The following is a 15,779-nucleotide window of genomic DNA, read 5'->3' as shown; positions in this document are numbered from 1 at the left end:
GTAAGAACCCCGAGCTTCCGGTCTTTCACTACGAATATAACGCAAAGAATGAGGAATGTTTACGACCAAAGTAATTACTAGATATATGTAATAATGAATGAGAGGTATGAATATGGGAATACAGCTAAAATCACTAGAAGGGAAATTTTATGAGGCGTATTAAAAAAACATGTATATGCGTACTGATTAATCGGGGCACTAATTGATATGATGGGGATTGAAATCACCATGATTGCTGTGTCTTTTCTACCTATATTAGGGCTTCTAACCTTACTTTTACCATCTGATCAGCGATTGAGGGAATGGAGTGGGGTCTAACGCTATTGAATGATATAGTACCAGTTTCCCTTGGCTTAAAAAAATATAGGCTAGACAAGATATCTTCATTGTTTCCAACATATCTTGTCCAACCTAATTCTTTTGTCTAATGGGCTTATTGACCATATGCATGTATGGTAGGTTAATATAGACAAGTGTAGATAGAAGCGTAGTTACATAAATAGAAAAATAAATCAGCTCTACTATGGACGCCCCTTTTTATAGTTTAAGATTATCATTGCCTATTTGGTTACTGATTTAGCAGAATTTAATTAAGCCCTACATAACATAGGTTCTATATGATTTAAGAAGATATTGTTCAATAAATACAGCTAATCCATCATTTTCGTGGTGTCCTGTTACAAAATTAGCCGCCGCTTTAACCGCTTCGCTAGCGTTCCCCATCGCAACACCAGTACCGGCATGTCGAAGCATCTCTATATCATTGGGTCCATCTCCAATGGCAACGACTTCACTTGGGCTAATTCGATATTCGCGAAGTAAACTTTTAATAGCGGACCATTTGGAAACATTAGGTGCAACTATTTCAAAGCCATCATTCCAACTGATAACATGTGCTTCATTATTAAACAAAGCGGATAATTCAGGGCAAGGTTTGCCAATTCGAACACTATATTTAAGAACATCTTGATAATTTGTCTGTCTTAAATCCCCGATATACCGAGGCGGAATTTGCCCAACATTAGTCCAATAATCAATTTCTTCATTTATTTCTTTACAGTACAGTCCTTCTGCTGTGTGTATTATCACATTACATGGAATTTCAGCAGTCAAATCGTGGAATCGTTCATCATTCAACTGGACTGTTTTCATTTGAAGAGCTTTTCCTGTCTCTGCATCGTGAATAGCAGCACCATTCAAACAGATCATAGGAGTTTGTAATCCCAATTCTTTATGGTAGGGAACAGTAACTTCATAGTGTCGACCAGTAGCGAGAAAAACTTTGACTCCTTGTTTAATTAGCTGATAAATAGCTTCCATATTTCGGTAGGAAATGTTATTTGAGGCTGTTAATAACGTACCATCCATATCAATAAATATTGCACGAATATTCATTTATACTGCCTCCTTATTCATTGATAAATCAACCATAACATTTTAATATTAAAGTCATGTTATCTTAGTGTACAGATTATTTAAAGTTTAATGGTCCAAGGAGACAGGTTGAGACCACTGAAAAAGGACGGGACTTAGGGACAGGTTTTGCATTAGCTTGATTCTATATTAACAATGGACTGGGACGATGAACCTGTCCCCTAGTCCCACGATTCCAAATGCGGATTTGTTTAATGTGTTAATACCTTGGGGAGAATTCTTAGTTGGTTTAGGCCTAATCCTTGGATGCTTAACAACTGCCGCTGCCTTCTTCGCGGTCGTGATGAACTTCAGCTTCATGTTAAGTGGAACTGTGAGCCATAACCCGACAGACATTATCATGGGAATGTTGATTATGGTCGCTGGTTACAATGCTGGTGTCTATGGACTTGACCGTTATGTTGTTCCATTTTTCAAGAAGAGATTTAGTAAGATAGTTAAAGGAAACAAAATAGCAGCTTAGTGTGACACTTCGAAAAGGGTTGATTCCATTGGATCAACCCTTTTCTTGTTCGAACTGCTACTTAATTCGGACTCATTTTCTCTTTCTTCGCTTTTTTTCTGTCCGAACTGCCACCTAGTTCGGACCCGCTTCTTCTGATAATCGATCAATGAAAGCGTTCCTCTTTTACCGATTTTCCTACTTCTTCTGAAAATCGGTCACTGAGTGCGCTCCTCTTTTACCAATTTCCCCTCTTCTTCTGAAAATCGGTCGCCGAGAGCGTTCCTCTTTTACCGATTTCTCCACTTCTTCTGATAATCGGTCACTGAGTGCGCTCCTTTCAATCGGTTCATGAATCAAACGAAGCAAGGAATCCATTCCCACGCTGTCCGGACTTTTTTTCTCTATCTTCGCCTTTTTCTGTCCAAACTGGCACACTGTTAGAACTTTTTTCACTATTTACAACTTTTATGTACGAATGGGCATGGGGAAAGACCTGTCCCTCCGTCCCAAGTTTGAAAGGTTTGTGCCAGTGATTCGTGCACCCATAAAAAATGAGACACGGCATCCAAGCTCCGTGTCTCTATCTGTTCACTCTATTGTTATATCGCTTTTGGTATAAAAATCTCCGAAAGTCAGATTATTTTCTGTTACTATCGGTGATGGTTAGTTTAATAGGTAACCTGTACTCTGAAATGTTTCCTGCTAAGTCGGAAACAATGATAACGATTCCGACTTTCGAGGATTTGAGGTCTAACGGAATATTTAGTTTGCCCATGTACTCAGAGTTAGACGTTTCTACCATGACATTCTCTAGGTTCAACTGCTGTCCTTCTGCTAGTCGATATTGAGTTACTTTTGCCGAGTTTGGTAGAGTTTCAGGTAACGTTAAATAAAAACCTGCCTTTAGTCCCTTCTCCCCTTCAAAGCTAACCGTTAATGGACCACCTGGTTTTACCGATAAATTCTTAAAAGGTCTGAAACTTGTGACGGTCGGATAGGTTAAATCTATTTCAACGTCTCGTTGCAGCTCGGTTTTGTTACCGGCTAAATCAACTGCATATACTTCAACCCGATTTTTTCCCTCTACCCCAATAAATTTATAGTCAAATTTACCATTCGGTCCGACCTCTACTTGCTGATTATTAATGAATAGTTTATCGAGATTCTCCTCTATCACCGTCCCTCTGACTTTAATAATCTCATTGTTTAAGATCGTTACTTTTTCAGAGAGTTGTAGATTGATTTTAGGTAGTTTAGAATCTCTTACTACTCTAACAGGGCTTGAAAATCCTGTATTTTCGCCCTTTATGATAATATCAACCGTAAACTCGTTTACTCCTTCTTCTAAATCCACCGGAATATGGAAGGTTTTATTTTCCACAATGCCTCTTTCAACAAGCTTTCCAGATTTATAAACCAATACATCTCCACCGTTTGCAATCGACGAACCTTTTAATGTTATGTTTGGCTTGTTTGTATGATAATTGTTGGTAGGGAAGGTAATCACTGGCGCAGAAACCTCATTATCCACTAAGGCACGAATCATTGGTTTTTCGTTATTATATGGATCATAGTGGAACCATTCTCCGCCTGCAAACATCCATGTTCTAGTGGTATCTCCAGCACTTAAGTCTAAACCAATTGCCGGAGAAGTATCTTCACCTTGAGGCTGGAAGTAAGCGATATAAAAATCTCCTTCAACCAAGATTGGCTGCGGCAGGTTAACCTCGGTCCAATCACCATTTCGATTGGCCACTCCTTTGAATGGTCCTGCCAACATTTTTCCTGGAGCTCCTGCAAACCCTCGTGCGTCATAGACAGCATACTCAAATTGTGTTCCACCAGGAGAAGGGTAATCTTCTGTCCAAAAGAAAAATTTAGCACCTTTCACCTGAGTGATCGGTGTCTCTGGTGTCATCTTGACTCCCCAGCCAAAGCCCGGTACAAAAAAGGCTGATGCATCCTCTGCCGAATCGTCATCGTAAGCGATCATCCCATCCATTCCTAAAAATGGTTTTAAGCTAACGTCGGGAAGAACGTTTTGGCCTTCTACGACACGAATCGTTAGTTTTTGTGTATAGTAATTAGCTTTTGAAATGGATAAGGTATAATCTCCTTCAAGTGCTGTCAACTCGAACGTACCGTCTGACTTTGTCCATACAGGAGTTACCTGGGCATCTTCTACTAGAGCCATGTAGGCATTAGAAACAGGTTCACCTGTTTTCTCATTTATGATTTTCCCCTTAATTATCCCTTTCGGCACCTTTTCTAGGCTGAAGTGTTGTTCTGAAGTTTCCCCATCGATAATGGCCACCTGAGCTTCACTAGGGTAATAGCCGTAAGCTTCTGCCCGAATTGTGTAATCACCTGGAACATGGACAAGTCGATAATCACCTGTAAATGGGTCTGTCTTAGCACCGCGCCCCGTTTCTAGAACGGTTAAATAGGCATTTACGGGTAAGGTAGACGGTATTTCATCGTATTTTTGCAGCCCTCCAATTTCAGATCTAGAAACTTTTTGTAGTGTTTCCATCGACTGAACTGCCACTTTCTCTGAAGGACGTTGCTTTCGTAAAGGTGGTTGAACACCTATATCAGGCGTAGCTTCGGTTGTCGCTACGACTTTAAAATCATCCAAATACCAACCTAATGCCGTTATGCTGGGTCCTGATTCCAAGCGGAAGCGAACTTGAATTCGACTTCCAACGAAAGAATCGAGACCCACCGTATATTTGGTCCACCCATTCATAAAGGTTGAGGCTGTAAACCATTTTAGTTCCTGCCAGGATTTGCCGTTATCTTTAGATATTTGTAACCTTCCAAAGTCATAGAAAGGTTCAAATTCATACCAGTGATAAAAACTTAGAGCAGCATGCTTCACTTCTGTCAAATCAATGACAGGAGAAACTAACTGATTATAAGCGTTTAGCTCATAATTATCGTCTAAATCGGTTGCCCAAACCTTTGTGCCTGAGTAGGCATAACCTGGACCTTTAACAGGAGTTCCTCGTTCCCATTCATCCTTTAAGCCGTCATGTGTCCAGCCATTATCATCTGTACCCTCAAAATCATCAAAGAATAAAACAGTAGGTTCTTCGATCACAACCTTTAGTTCTTTTGAGTAGCTGCTTTCGTTAAAGCTGCCATCAATAGCCGTAATCACATAATAATAGGTTTTTCCGAATTCTGTCGTTTTGTCTTTAAAAGATGACTCTTTTGTGCTTGCTAGCTTGATATATTTGCCCCCACTTTGAGATCCACGGTAAATGGCATACCCTTTTAAGTACTCATCTTCAACATCATTCCATGAAAGCGTTGTTTCTCCAAGAGCATTCACTTCTGAGCGAATATTGATTGGAGCATGTGGTGGGATTTTATCAGGTCTCATTAACGCTAAGTCATCAATAAACCAACCAAGGTCTTCTTCTATGAAGTCAGAATCAAAGAGGATCATGATAAAAACTTGTTGACCGGCGTAAGACCTTAAATCAATATACTCACTTTCCCAGCCATTAGTTTTCCCTGTAAACTCGGCTATAGGAAGATATTCATATCCACTTTTCTCTGAAGCTAAATAGATTCGGCCAAAGTCTAAATCCTGCTCAATGGAAAACCAATGTTTAAATGATAAGATGGCTCCATCGTCTGCATCTATAAGATCTATCGGGGGCAGGGAGATGGAAGTATACATATTGGGTCCGTATAGACCAGTTAAATTCGTCGCTAACACTTTTTCTCCTGAAAATGCTTTACCTGGACCTGTCTGAGGTACTCCCCAAGCCCAAACTCGGCCCTTCCCATCGATTTTTATGTGATCCATGTTTTCTTCAAAATCTTGGAAGTAACCTGGTGTGATCCCATTCGAAATGACGACATGATAGATCTCGGTTTCTACCTTATTTTTCCCTGGGTCATTCAACTCAAAGTAGTATTCAAGGCCGCTGCTGTCGAGTAGGGAGTACGGAATCTGTCCAGAATACGTTCCTTTAAGGTGATTACCGCTAATTCGAGTCATTGGTACTACCGTCCACGAGTTGGCGCTTTTCTTTTTAGCATAGGCCTTAACTTCAACAGCCAAATTGTCTGTTACGTCAATGGAAATGGGTAAATCGGCTCCACTAAAAGAAAATGTGACCGGATCATGATGATAAGTAGGGGGTTCAGTATCTTTACCAGAAGTCTCTACTTTCCCTTCAACAGAACCAATTCCATTAAAAAGCGACGTAACAGCACCATAAGCATCCACTAGTCCAGATCCGAAGCCGTTATTCGGGCTGTCTGGATAGTCACTATTGGTTAGTGGAATGGCCGTTGCCGTTAAAATATCCTCAATCTCATCGACCCTCAATCCCGCATCGGCTTGAAGCATTAAAGCAGCAACACCGGAAATATGTGGAGCAGCCATAGACGTCCCGTTCATATGTTCATACCAGCCTGGAACAGCTGATAAAATGGAGACACCAGGTGCGGATATATTGGGTTTAACCGTGTTATACGGAGATGGACCCCTTAACGAAAAATCCGCTAATTGATTTCCACTATTAACAGCCCCTACTGCAAATGACTCTGGATAATTCGCAGGGTTTGCTACACTTCCCGGCTTCGCTTTACCGGCTTCTAAACTATTCCCCGCTGCGAATACCGGAAAAATTTGGGCATCGCGCCATGCTTGAACCATTGGTCTGTACCATTCATCAAAACCTGAAGCACTACCCCAAGAATTATTGACGATATCGGGGGCCATCTCAGGATGAACGTTTCCATCTTTATCAACTGGTGCCAAAATCCATTGACCAGCATCCAATAAAATGGCATCAGAAGCGGTAGGGTTAAATGCACGGACAGCAATCCACTTCACACCTGGGGCTACCCCGATTTTTTTGGTCCCATCTTCTCGCGATCCGGCAATCGTTCCCATAGCATGAGTACCATGACCATCTCCATCAAAAGGCAATTCTAAATAATGGCTATGTGCATCATACCAACTTAGTTCAGGACTAACGATTTCACCATGAGCATCATAACCTCTCCATTTTCTTTGCAGGGTAGGATGCGTTAAGTCTACGCCTGTGTCGATATTTGCAACTACGATACCAGAGCCATCGATCCCCATATCCCAAACTTTTGGTGCCTGTATATGACGAATATTCCACTCAATTTCTTCTTCGCTGTCGTTATTTGACTCAACTAATGCCTTTTCGGGAATCACTTTACTTGGTGCTGTTTTAGTCGAATGAATACCTAACGAATGCGTTCGATTGGGTAAGACTTTTTCAATTTCACTTCTCTTTGAAATCTCCTCCATTACTTCTTTCGTACTCGTTACGACCATGCTGTTGACAATAAAAAAACTCTTAAACTCTTTTACTTTTCCTTCCTTAACCATTCCACTTAAATACTCTTTTAAATTCGCTTGCGTCCGATTCGAAGTCTCTCGCAATGCACTGACAATATGATTTCGAATGGATAGCTTCTCTCTCTGCTTACTATGTTTCTTTTGCAAAGACAATTGTAATGCTTCTTCTGATACTGCTTTTGTGTCCACTTGCTCCACAAACTTAACTAAGTATGTTACATATTCTTTTTGAGAAAACTCCTTTTCTAGCTCTTTATTAATTTTTGAATCCACTAGCTGATTACTCGCGTTTAATCCATTCCTTGTTTGAAAATGTTGTTGATCACTTGCGAACGCATTTTGAAAAAACGTACTATTCATGACAATAAAATGAACCATCAAAAAAACTAAGAAGTATTTGTTTTTAATCACTTTCTTCATTTATACCGATCCCCCTTCGTAACATTGGCACAACCACATTCACAAATTCAAACTGACTAGTCGTTTACAATATTACACATTTCATTGATGTTCCCCTCTAAAAACTTTTCCAAAAATTGTTACAAAAAGCGCCTCAAGTTACCGAAAAATCTTGTTTCACAGCTTCCCTATTTAACCTCAGATAAGACCTTTATCATGCGTCTTCTCCCTTATCCAAAGGCCTCTATTTCGCATATAATAAAAAATTAATGGTTACATGCTCCTATCAGATTTTGTAGAAATATGCCCGTAAATTGCGACAAAATAACTAAAAACCCTTAAAAATGAAAACAAAAAAGACACAGCTGTTTACCTCCTTTAATGAAATGAGAGTAACATCCATGTCCTACTACTATTTTATTAACATCCCTTGACTAAGGACCTCTTTCAGACGGAACGTAGGGAGAGATTCCTTGCCCCAGATTGCATTAACTTGATTCTTAATTAACAATAGACTGGGACGCTGAACCTGCCCCAAACCCCTCTCATTGGCTGAATAGGAAAACTAGTGGTTTATTCCTTAAAGGAACTATAATACTCATTCACTAGTATTGCTAGCCCTAAAATGGCCAATAAAATTCCTACTATAAAAGGAAAGCCCATAAATAAGGACTGGCTAACTTCATTGCCATACTGCTTCGTTCCAAAAATCGCATACCATAATTTCGACTTTCCTGACCATGCCGTCATACCGGTTGCATATATGGCACCTGAAATAATGATGGCTAAGCTAACGAATAAACCACCTAAAAAGATCATTCCGCCAATTATTGTTCTCGTCATGAATTCCCGCCTTTCTGCTATTCATTTTTTGGGGATATTTATCACTAAACTACCCTTCAAGGCTTTAATTAACAATGAAGAAAGATACACAAGCGATACGAATAAAATTAAGCCCTATGTATTAGACGTATATATTTTTGAAAATGTTTCTCTAAAATTGAATTCATGAAATAGAAATTTACAAAAGTTCAGTCTTACATTCTAAGGTAAAAGCGCAAAACCTGTCCCTTAGGTTAAGTTCTGCGCAGAAAATATAAATAAGAGGGTAGTTTTTTGATAATAACTCCTATTGATTATTAATATGATTAATAAAAAAGGAGGGATTTACCATGAGTGAAAGAAAACGAGTGTTTTCAGGCTCCCCTTATGAGGAGCATTTTGGATACTGTCGGGCCATTCGGATAGGGAATCGGATTGAAGTTTCAGGAACTACTGCTATGGAAAATGGTGAGCTAGTAGGATTGGGAGATGCCTATCAACAAACTCTTGTTACGATGAACAACATCCAGAAGGCCATTGAAGAACTCAGTGGAAAGGTGACGGATATTGTTAGAATAAGAGTTTACATAACCGACCGAGCTAACGTACCTGAATTGGTGCGGGCAGCACAAGATTTTGGTTTGAAAGAGATTTTACCTGCAGCGACCTTAGTGATTGTAAACGGTCTTATTGATCCTAGAATGCTGGTGGAAATGGAAGCTGATGCCATTGTGGAAGTGTAGGACCTGCATTGCTTATTTCCTTCACGCTTAAACTGATCATATCTTAATGGCTTTTCATCAAAAAAAGTAAAGGCTAGACAAGATATCGTATTGCTTTTTTAAGATACCTTGTCCAGCCTAATTCTTTTGTCTAATGTGCTTAAAATATTCAATATAACAAATTGAATGGTCATTTGAAAAAGAATAATACACAATATACTTATCTATAATTATCTTAAAACTACCTTCCCATCCTTGTTGATTAGAGGGGATACTAGTTCCAAGTATAGAAATTTTCGCATGAATTCTATTCACTAAATCTTTTTTATATTCCTTTGTTTCTGAAGGAGAAAAATACTGACTTTGTATATGCTGAAAGCCCTCTAGCGCCTGTTTTGTCCATTTGATCTCCATTAAAGATCACCTTGCTCAATCATCTCTAAAACCTCATCAGTTGAAAAAACTTTACCTTCTAAGATGTCTTTCTTTGCTTGCAATAGTTTTTGTTTCAGTTCATGGTCATGTTCAACGTCTTCTTTTACTGATGTTTGTGTTTCATCAATTAAAGATAAAAAATATCTCTTACCCTCAATTTCAAAAATTGATTCTCCTTCACGGATTATTTCTTTAATTACTTCTGCTGCATAACCCTTTAATTTCTTCATCGTTCTCCCCTCCAATTAGTATGACTTAATTTCATTATACAGTTTTGATATAGTTAGGAACAGAGAACAAAAATGATTAAAAAAACAGTCAAATATAGGTTAAAGCTTGGTTCCATCACAGGATTTGACGGGACTTAGGGACAGGTTCTTGGACCCTGTTCGCATTAGCTTGATTCTTTATTAACAATGGACTGGGTGGATTAACCTGTCCCTAGTCCCAATATACAGATTAATGTTGGTCCTTGCCCCTCTTATACTTCAATCATTACCGGATTACGAATCTTTTCAATGATTTTTAACGTTTCATATCCATCTTCAAAACCGGAAATCTGTGACGGCCGCCCCATAATAGCATCGATTAAGTGATCAATGATCCAGCCATTTGGGGGATTTAACGGTAATTCAACCGATTCCTCACTTCCATCTAATGCTCCTTTTAATAATCGCCAATTTTCAATGAATATAAATCCTTTGTCCCCATAAATGGTGAGTGAAACTTTTTTCTTAAAAATCTCCACTTGACTTATTTCCCATTAAACGGTGACACGCGATCCCTTTGCTTTACTATTTGCGTAATCATTCAGCCGTAGCAAGCGACTTTTGAACGAAAAAAATTATTGTAACAAAATGAAAAAATATCCGTCTACTTCAAAGTTAAGACAAAAATGTAGGAGGACAACATGAAAAATATCTATCGTTTATTTGTACTAACTTTTGTCATTAGCTTAATTGTTGGCTGTACGAACCAATCTAAAGAAAAGGATAAAAAACCCGAAGTCTCTTTAGAGGAAATCAGCACGAAGGTAAAAGAACAAATGGCTGAAGACTTGAAGGAACTAGGCGCTGGTGACGACGTACTTGTTGACGGGAAATTACAAATGCATTTGGAAGTTGATTTAACAAATGAAGATGACCCCTCTGCACCTATTTACTTGGAAAATATGAAATTGAACAAAGAAGAGCTTGAAGATGGGATCGTTATTGCGCACATGATGAATGTCAAATCCGATGAGATTATTCTATTAAAAGCAAAAGACGAAGCAAACGTAAAGTCTCTTAAAGAAGCGCTAGAGAGGGAAAGGGAAAACCAAATCAAGACATGGGAAATCTATTTACCTGAGCAATTTGAAAAAGTAAAAAATAATGTGATTAAAACAAACGGAAAATACTTATTGTATGTTACTAGTGATCATCCAGAAAAGATAGAAGAGGTATTTGAAATTTTTTTTAAATAATATAGACGGGGCACTTCGTGTGCCTTTTTCTATTACAGTAATGGAAGTGGTCTCATGGTTTTTAGTAGCTTATTATTTCTATTTTTCTTTCTACCTTTTACACTATTCTTCTATTTTATTAGTCCGAGAAAATGTAAAAATGTCGTCTTACTTCTTGTCAGTTTGGTTTTTTATGCATGGGGAGAGCCGGTATATATTGTCTTAATGATTTTCTCCGCTTTCGTTGACTATTTTCATGGATTGTTTATTCATAAATATCGTTTAAGTCAACCGTTGAAGGCGAAAATTTTCCTTGTTTCTTCATTAATCATTAACATAGGATTGCTATCCTTTTTTAAATATGCCGATTTTTTAATAGTGAATTTAAATAGCTTGATTGGAACGAAGATTGCACCGCTAGAACTACCTCTTCCAATTGGGATTTCTTTTTATACCTTCCAGATTATGTCCTATTCAATAGATATCTATCGTGGTCGTTTAATACCACAAAAAAACCCTCTTGATTTTGCGATGTATGTATCTTTCTTTCCACAGCTTGTTGCGGGGCCGATTGTTCGGTATGAATCAATGGCAGAAGATCTTCATTTTCGCAGATGGAATGCAGCTCAATTTGCGGATGGGGTAAAAATTTTCATCATCGGGTTAGGAAAAAAGGTCCTGCTTGCCAATAATATTGGTTTGCTTTGGAGTAACATTCAAGGTCAAGGCGTAAATGATTTGCCACTTTTGACGGCATGGCTAGGTATCATTGCCTTTGCTTTTCAAATTTATTTTGATTTTAGCGGATATTCTGATATGGCTGTTGGGCTAGGAAGGATGTTTGGATTTAACTTCCCTCGGAATTTCCATTATCCCTATATATCAAAAAGTGTTACGGAGTTTTGGCGTAGATGGCATATGACATTAGGATCGTGGTTTCGAGATTATGTCTACTTCCCTTTGGGCGGAAGTAAACAGGGAAAGATGAAGACTTATCGCAATTTAATCATCGTTTGGAGTTTAACAGGCTTGTGGCACGGAGCAAGTTGGAATTTCGCCTTATGGGGAATTTATTTTGGCCTAATGATTGCTATTGAAAAAGCAGGTTTACTAAAAATGATGAGTAAGATACATCCCGTTTTCCAACATTTATACCTCATTTTTGCCATCCTGATTGGTTGGGTTTTATTTGAATTTGATGATTATGCTACAGGTCTCACCTATTTAAAAATCATGTTTGGTTTTTCTGGGAATAGCCTTTTGGATACGCATTTCTTGTACTATTTATATACAAATTTCATTCTAATCATTATGGTGGTTATTGGTTCCACACCCGCGTTTATGAATGTCTATCAAAAATATTCTAAAAACAGATTAGTGGATACGGTTGTTTTGCCTGTATTTTATTTAACTATTCTCTTTTTATCAACTGCTTATTTAGTCGATGAATCCTATAATCCATTTCTTTATTTTCGCTTTTAAAAGGGGGCTACCATGAATAAAATACTGATTGGAATATTTGTTAGTTTTATAGGCGGTCTTGGGTTGCTTCATGTATTGGTGGACGATCGAAGTTTTTCCGAACAGGAAAACCGAGTGCTTGCTCAAATGCCTTCGTTTACATTTAAAAGCTTTCTATCTGGTGATTTTACGAAGGATTTTGAAGAGTATGTAAGTGATCAATTTGTTTGGAAGGATTTTTGGACCGGAATGAAGGCGGAAGCTGAAATGGCTTCACTCAAGCAGGAGAACGATGGTGTCTTTTTTGGGAAAGATGGATTTTTATTAGAGGGTTATGAGAAGCCAGGAGAACAGTTTCAAAAAAATCTAAATAGCATTCAATACTTTAAAGAAAAAGCGAATGACATCCATACGTACTTGTTGTTAGCCCCAACATCGGTAGAAATGTATAAAGATAAACTCCCTTTGTTTGCAAATTCCTATAGTCAAAAAGAAATGCTGGCATTCGCAAAAGAACACCTCACTGTAAATTTTATTGATGTGTACGACAAGCTTTTAGAAAAAAAAGAGGAACCCATTTACTTTCGAACCGATCATCATTGGACAATGAGAGGCGCCTATTATGCCTATGAAGTTGCAGCAAAAGAAATGGGAATAGCCGCATATAAATGGACGGATTTTACTATTCATAACGTATCAAATAATTTTAATGGTACCTATTATTCAAAGGCAAATAATCATCGAATAAAGTCAGACAGGATAGAAGTGTTCGAGCCGAAATTTGATGTTAAATATAACGTAAAATATGAAAATAACCAAAATAGTACCGATTCATTATATGAATGGAACTATTTAACTAAAAAGGACCAATATTCTTTCTTTTTAGGTGGGAATCATAGTTTAGTAAAGATTCAATCTAGCGTTCATAACGGCCGTAAGCTTGCCGTCATGAAAGATTCTTACGCCCACTCGTTTATCCCTTTTTTAGCCAATCATTTTGAAGAAATTCATGTCATTGACTTACGTTATTATCATTCCAATATTTATGAATATATGAAGGAAAACGATATTAATGACGCTTTATTTTTATATAATATCGCCAATTTTTCTAAAGATACGAATATGATTTGGCTGGAGCGTTGAAGAATAGATGAGGTTTATTTTAGAAATTCGCGGACATAGGTTCCGTTATAAGCATCAAAAGGTGGCCATTTTTAAGGTTTGAGGACATACGTTCCGTTATTCTACTAAAATGAGGTCCATTTGCCTTCAGATTGGGACAATAACGGAATGTATGTCCTCGAAATCCTCAAAAGTACCCCTTTTTAGCCAAATAGCGGATTGTATGTCCTCCATGCTTAAGACGGGACTTAGGGACAGGTTCCTTGACCCAGTTTGCATCAGCTTGATTCTTTATTAACAATGGACTGGGAGGATTAACCTGTCCCCTGGTCCCACAGGTTAATGTATGTCTTGAATCACTTTTTCTAGAAATTCACCCATTCGTTTTACGACTAGTTCTGAAAAATCAAAACGGACACCCGTTTCCTCATAAATGGCTGCGATGGATTGGTTGTAGTCCGCACTTGCTCCTTTTTTATAGGAAGCGACCGCTTGCTCTGGATGTTTCTGATAATTCTCAAATAATTGAAGTGCACCCAGCATGGCCATGGCGTATTCTACCGCATAAAAAGGATATTGAACATAATGAATGGTGTCTGCCCAGGTCATCCCAATTTCCTCTTCAAACCCAGAAGTATCGACAGGATTTAAGCTATAACGTCTTGAGATTTCATAGAACTTTTCATCACGCTCTTTGGCTGTATGATTAGGGTTCGTGTACATCCAATGCTGGAAGACATCCCCGATTAATGGTTTTAATAACATGGAAAATGCCCATTTTAGTTCCTCACGCTGGAAGCTCTTACAATCTTCTTCTTCTGGATAAAATGAATCTAACTTATCCAATAATAGCAATTCCATCCCAAAAGAATACAGTTCAGCCACTTCCGAACGTAGTTGGTATTCTTCCAATGGGCCTTGTTCAGAAAACTGAAGATACCCATTTATCGCATGTCCCATTTCATGAATTAGCGCGCTAAGAGAATCAAAGGACGGACTAAAATTAGAAAAAACAAAACTATTTCTTGAAGCAGGTAAGTAAGTACAGAAAGCACCTGGGCCTTTTCCTACCCGTTCTTCAAGATCTAGCAGCCCATGCTCTCTCATATAATCGAAACGTTCTCCAAAATAGCGATCGGTCTTTCTTAACATTACAGACATGCCATCCAAAAGAGTTGTTACTTCTGAGTATGGTGCGTTTTTTAACAGTTTTGCCGTATGATCCCAAGGGCGATAGGTATCAATAGCAAGCTTGGACTGAAAAACATCTGCAAGCCTGTTCCATACTGGGATAATATGCTTTTCTACATTTTTATGAAGATCATAACAATCTTGAACACTATACTCACGATTTTTGGCAACAAACATATAATCACGATAGTTTTCAAAGCCTGCATTTAAAGCGATTCTATGACGTAATTGAACGAGCTCGCCCATGATGGCATCCATATCAGGTTTCAATTTGCGATGGGCCGACATGATCGCTCGATATGCTTGCTCTCGCACGTCTCTGTCTAAATCATCGAGCTTAGATTTGATAAACGGTAAAGGTTTTTCCTCACCTTCCCATTCAATGGTTAATCCTCCCATCATTTCACTATACTTAGTACCGAGCTCCTGTTCTTTTACCATTAATGGAATATTTTCTTCTCTGAACAGTTTCACTTTAGACTCGCGAACACGTCGCATCAAGCCGTAACGCTTTTCATCTAATTGTTGAAAATAAGGAGACTCACAGCATTTCGCATTGAGTTTTCCTTCATATTTCATTAAGATTGGCAGGATAACCTGTTGATCGTGAAAATAAGTCGACTTAAACTCCGCATCATCTGTGTTTCGGTAAAAGTCGACTTCGTGACCAGTCAACGCCTCCACAATTTTAATGATTAATTCCTTTTCATCTGTTAACCATTTTTCCAGGTCAGAAACGGATTCAATTCGAACATCTAGTAAGCTTTGAAATTGAGCTTCAACACTTTCTACATCCTGTAAATCAATTAATTCTATATAATACTTTTGACTTAATTCTTTTGTCATTAGATCACTTCCAATCCCTTTTTTCACTATTTATATTATCGAACACTATGGCTTAAGTCTATTTTATTTTTTAAAAATTCTGACCATTATATTCAAGGAACT

13 protein-coding genes and 1 pseudogene are annotated in these 15,779 nt (G+C 38.2%); 6 read left to right on the top strand and 8 right to left on the bottom strand.

Features of this window, described 5'->3' with window-relative positions:
• Positions 1 to 189: 189 nt before the first annotated feature.
• A pseudogene (locus ACX9YW_RS13660) lies at positions 190 to 318 on the top strand (hypothetical protein); the annotation flags it as partial.
• Between the two features lie 279 nt (positions 319 to 597).
• Here the strand turns inward: ACX9YW_RS13660 and ACX9YW_RS13655 are convergent.
• The gene (locus ACX9YW_RS13655; protein WP_460347257.1) at positions 598 to 1,395 is read right to left on the bottom strand and encodes an HAD family hydrolase; all 798 of its coding nucleotides are present in this window, start codon (positions 1,393 to 1,395) and stop codon (positions 598 to 600) included.
• A gap of 187 nt (positions 1,396 to 1,582) precedes the next feature.
• Between ACX9YW_RS13655 and ACX9YW_RS13650 the strand changes: the two genes are divergently transcribed.
• Positions 1,583 to 1,897, top strand: coding sequence for a DoxX family membrane protein (locus ACX9YW_RS13650; RefSeq protein WP_460347255.1), 315 nt, complete (start codon positions 1,583 to 1,585; stop codon positions 1,895 to 1,897).
• A gap of 177 nt (positions 1,898 to 2,074) precedes the next feature.
• Here ACX9YW_RS13650 and ACX9YW_RS13645 read toward each other — a convergent pair whose 3' ends face one another.
• The 3 genes from ACX9YW_RS13645 to ACX9YW_RS13635 all read right to left on the bottom strand — a co-directional run bounded on the left by ACX9YW_RS13645 (position 2,075) and on the right by ACX9YW_RS13635 (position 8,477).
• Positions 2,075 to 2,254 carry a hypothetical protein gene (locus tag ACX9YW_RS13645; RefSeq protein ID WP_460347253.1) on the bottom strand — a complete coding sequence of 60 codons (180 nt, stop codon included), beginning with the start codon at positions 2,252 to 2,254 and terminating at the stop codon, positions 2,075 to 2,077.
• A 262-nt stretch (positions 2,255 to 2,516) separates the two neighbouring features.
• The gene (locus tag ACX9YW_RS13640; protein WP_460347251.1) at positions 2,517 to 7,655 is read right to left on the bottom strand and encodes a S8 family serine peptidase; all 5,139 of its coding nucleotides are present in this window, start codon (positions 7,653 to 7,655) and stop codon (positions 2,517 to 2,519) included.
• 552 nt (positions 7,656 to 8,207) lie between these two features.
• The gene (locus ACX9YW_RS13635; RefSeq protein WP_460347249.1) at positions 8,208 to 8,477 is read right to left on the bottom strand and encodes a hypothetical protein; all 270 of its coding nucleotides are present in this window, start codon (positions 8,475 to 8,477) and stop codon (positions 8,208 to 8,210) included.
• Between the two features lie 329 nt (positions 8,478 to 8,806).
• On the opposite strand from ACX9YW_RS13635, the gene ACX9YW_RS13630 reads away from it, so the two are divergent.
• Entirely contained in the window at positions 8,807 to 9,199 is a 393-nt protein-coding gene (locus tag ACX9YW_RS13630) for a RidA family protein (protein ID WP_460347247.1), read from the top strand.
• 117 nt (positions 9,200 to 9,316) lie between these two features.
• Here the strand turns inward: ACX9YW_RS13630 and ACX9YW_RS13625 are convergent, their stop codons facing one another.
• The 3 genes from ACX9YW_RS13625 to ACX9YW_RS13615 form a co-directional block, all read right to left on the bottom strand.
• Entirely contained in the window at positions 9,317 to 9,592 is a 276-nt protein-coding gene (locus tag ACX9YW_RS13625) for a type II toxin-antitoxin system RelE/ParE family toxin (protein WP_460347245.1), read from the bottom strand.
• Positions 9,592 to 9,843 carry a hypothetical protein gene (locus ACX9YW_RS13620; protein WP_460347243.1) on the bottom strand — a complete coding sequence of 84 codons (252 nt, stop codon included), beginning with the start codon at positions 9,841 to 9,843 and terminating at the stop codon, positions 9,592 to 9,594. Before ACX9YW_RS13620 ends, ACX9YW_RS13625 begins: the two co-directional genes overlap by 1 nt.
• 251 nt (positions 9,844 to 10,094) lie before the next feature.
• The gene (locus ACX9YW_RS13615; RefSeq protein WP_460347241.1) at positions 10,095 to 10,361 is read right to left on the bottom strand and encodes a hypothetical protein; all 267 of its coding nucleotides are present in this window, start codon (positions 10,359 to 10,361) and stop codon (positions 10,095 to 10,097) included.
• A 162-nt stretch (positions 10,362 to 10,523) separates the two neighbouring features.
• Here ACX9YW_RS13615 and ACX9YW_RS13610 point away from each other — a divergent pair, with 162 nt between their 5' ends.
• Genes ACX9YW_RS13610 through ACX9YW_RS13600 form a run of 3 tightly spaced genes read left to right on the top strand, consistent with a single transcriptional unit; the run spans position 10,524 to position 13,661 of the window.
• Positions 10,524 to 11,078: a DUF4358 domain-containing protein gene (locus ACX9YW_RS13610; RefSeq protein ID WP_460347239.1), complete on the top strand. Its 555-nt coding sequence runs from the start codon at positions 10,524 to 10,526 to the stop codon at positions 11,076 to 11,078.
• 54 nt (positions 11,079 to 11,132) lie between these two features.
• Positions 11,133 to 12,539, top strand: coding sequence for an MBOAT family O-acyltransferase (locus ACX9YW_RS13605; RefSeq protein ID WP_460347237.1), 1,407 nt, complete (start codon positions 11,133 to 11,135; stop codon positions 12,537 to 12,539).
• A gap of 12 nt (positions 12,540 to 12,551) precedes the next feature.
• Positions 12,552 to 13,661, top strand: coding sequence for a DHHW family protein (locus tag ACX9YW_RS13600; protein WP_460347235.1), 1,110 nt, complete (start codon positions 12,552 to 12,554; stop codon positions 13,659 to 13,661).
• Positions 13,662 to 13,979: 318 nt separating this feature from the next.
• Here the strand turns inward: ACX9YW_RS13600 and ACX9YW_RS13595 are convergent, their stop codons facing one another.
• Positions 13,980 to 15,677 (bottom strand): M3 family oligoendopeptidase, encoded by a 1,698-nt coding sequence (locus ACX9YW_RS13595; RefSeq protein ID WP_460347233.1) that lies wholly within the window; start codon positions 15,675 to 15,677, stop codon positions 13,980 to 13,982.
• Between the last annotated feature and the right edge of the window lie 102 nt (positions 15,678 to 15,779).

Source organism: Pseudoneobacillus rhizolycopersici, from assembly GCF_054786815.1.
The sequence above is the reverse complement of the archived record's forward strand: the minus strand, read 5'-3'. Positions and strand labels throughout refer to the sequence as shown.

Excerpts from the sequence above, each read along its gene's own strand:
- ACX9YW_RS13600 (WP_460347235.1), top strand. The coding sequence starts at position 12,552 with ATGAATAAAATACTGATTGGAATATTTGTTAGTTTTATAGGCGGTCTT.
- ACX9YW_RS13630 (WP_460347247.1), top strand. The coding sequence starts at position 8,807 with ATGAGTGAAAGAAAACGAGTGTTTTCAGGCTCCCCTTATGAGGAGCAT.
- ACX9YW_RS13645 (WP_460347253.1), bottom strand. The coding sequence starts at position 2,254 with ATGGATTCCTTGCTTCGTTTGATTCATGAACCGATTGAAAGGAGCGCA.
- ACX9YW_RS13635 (WP_460347249.1), bottom strand. The coding sequence starts at position 8,477 with ATGACGAGAACAATAATTGGCGGAATGATCTTTTTAGGTGGTTTATTC.
- ACX9YW_RS13655 (WP_460347257.1), bottom strand. The coding sequence starts at position 1,395 with ATGAATATTCGTGCAATATTTATTGATATGGATGGTACGTTATTAACA.
- ACX9YW_RS13620 (WP_460347243.1), bottom strand. The coding sequence starts at position 9,843 with ATGAAGAAATTAAAGGGTTATGCAGCAGAAGTAATTAAAGAAATAATC.
- ACX9YW_RS13640 (WP_460347251.1), bottom strand. The coding sequence starts at position 7,655 with ATGAAGAAAGTGATTAAAAACAAATACTTCTTAGTTTTTTTGATGGTT.
- ACX9YW_RS13605 (WP_460347237.1), top strand. The coding sequence starts at position 11,133 with ATGGTTTTTAGTAGCTTATTATTTCTATTTTTCTTTCTACCTTTTACA.
- ACX9YW_RS13625 (WP_460347245.1), bottom strand. The coding sequence starts at position 9,592 with ATGGAGATCAAATGGACAAAACAGGCGCTAGAGGGCTTTCAGCATATA.
- ACX9YW_RS13610 (WP_460347239.1), top strand. The coding sequence starts at position 10,524 with ATGAAAAATATCTATCGTTTATTTGTACTAACTTTTGTCATTAGCTTA.
- ACX9YW_RS13650 (WP_460347255.1), top strand. The coding sequence starts at position 1,583 with ATGAACCTGTCCCCTAGTCCCACGATTCCAAATGCGGATTTGTTTAAT.
- ACX9YW_RS13595 (WP_460347233.1), bottom strand. The coding sequence starts at position 15,677 with ATGACAAAAGAATTAAGTCAAAAGTATTATATAGAATTAATTGATTTA.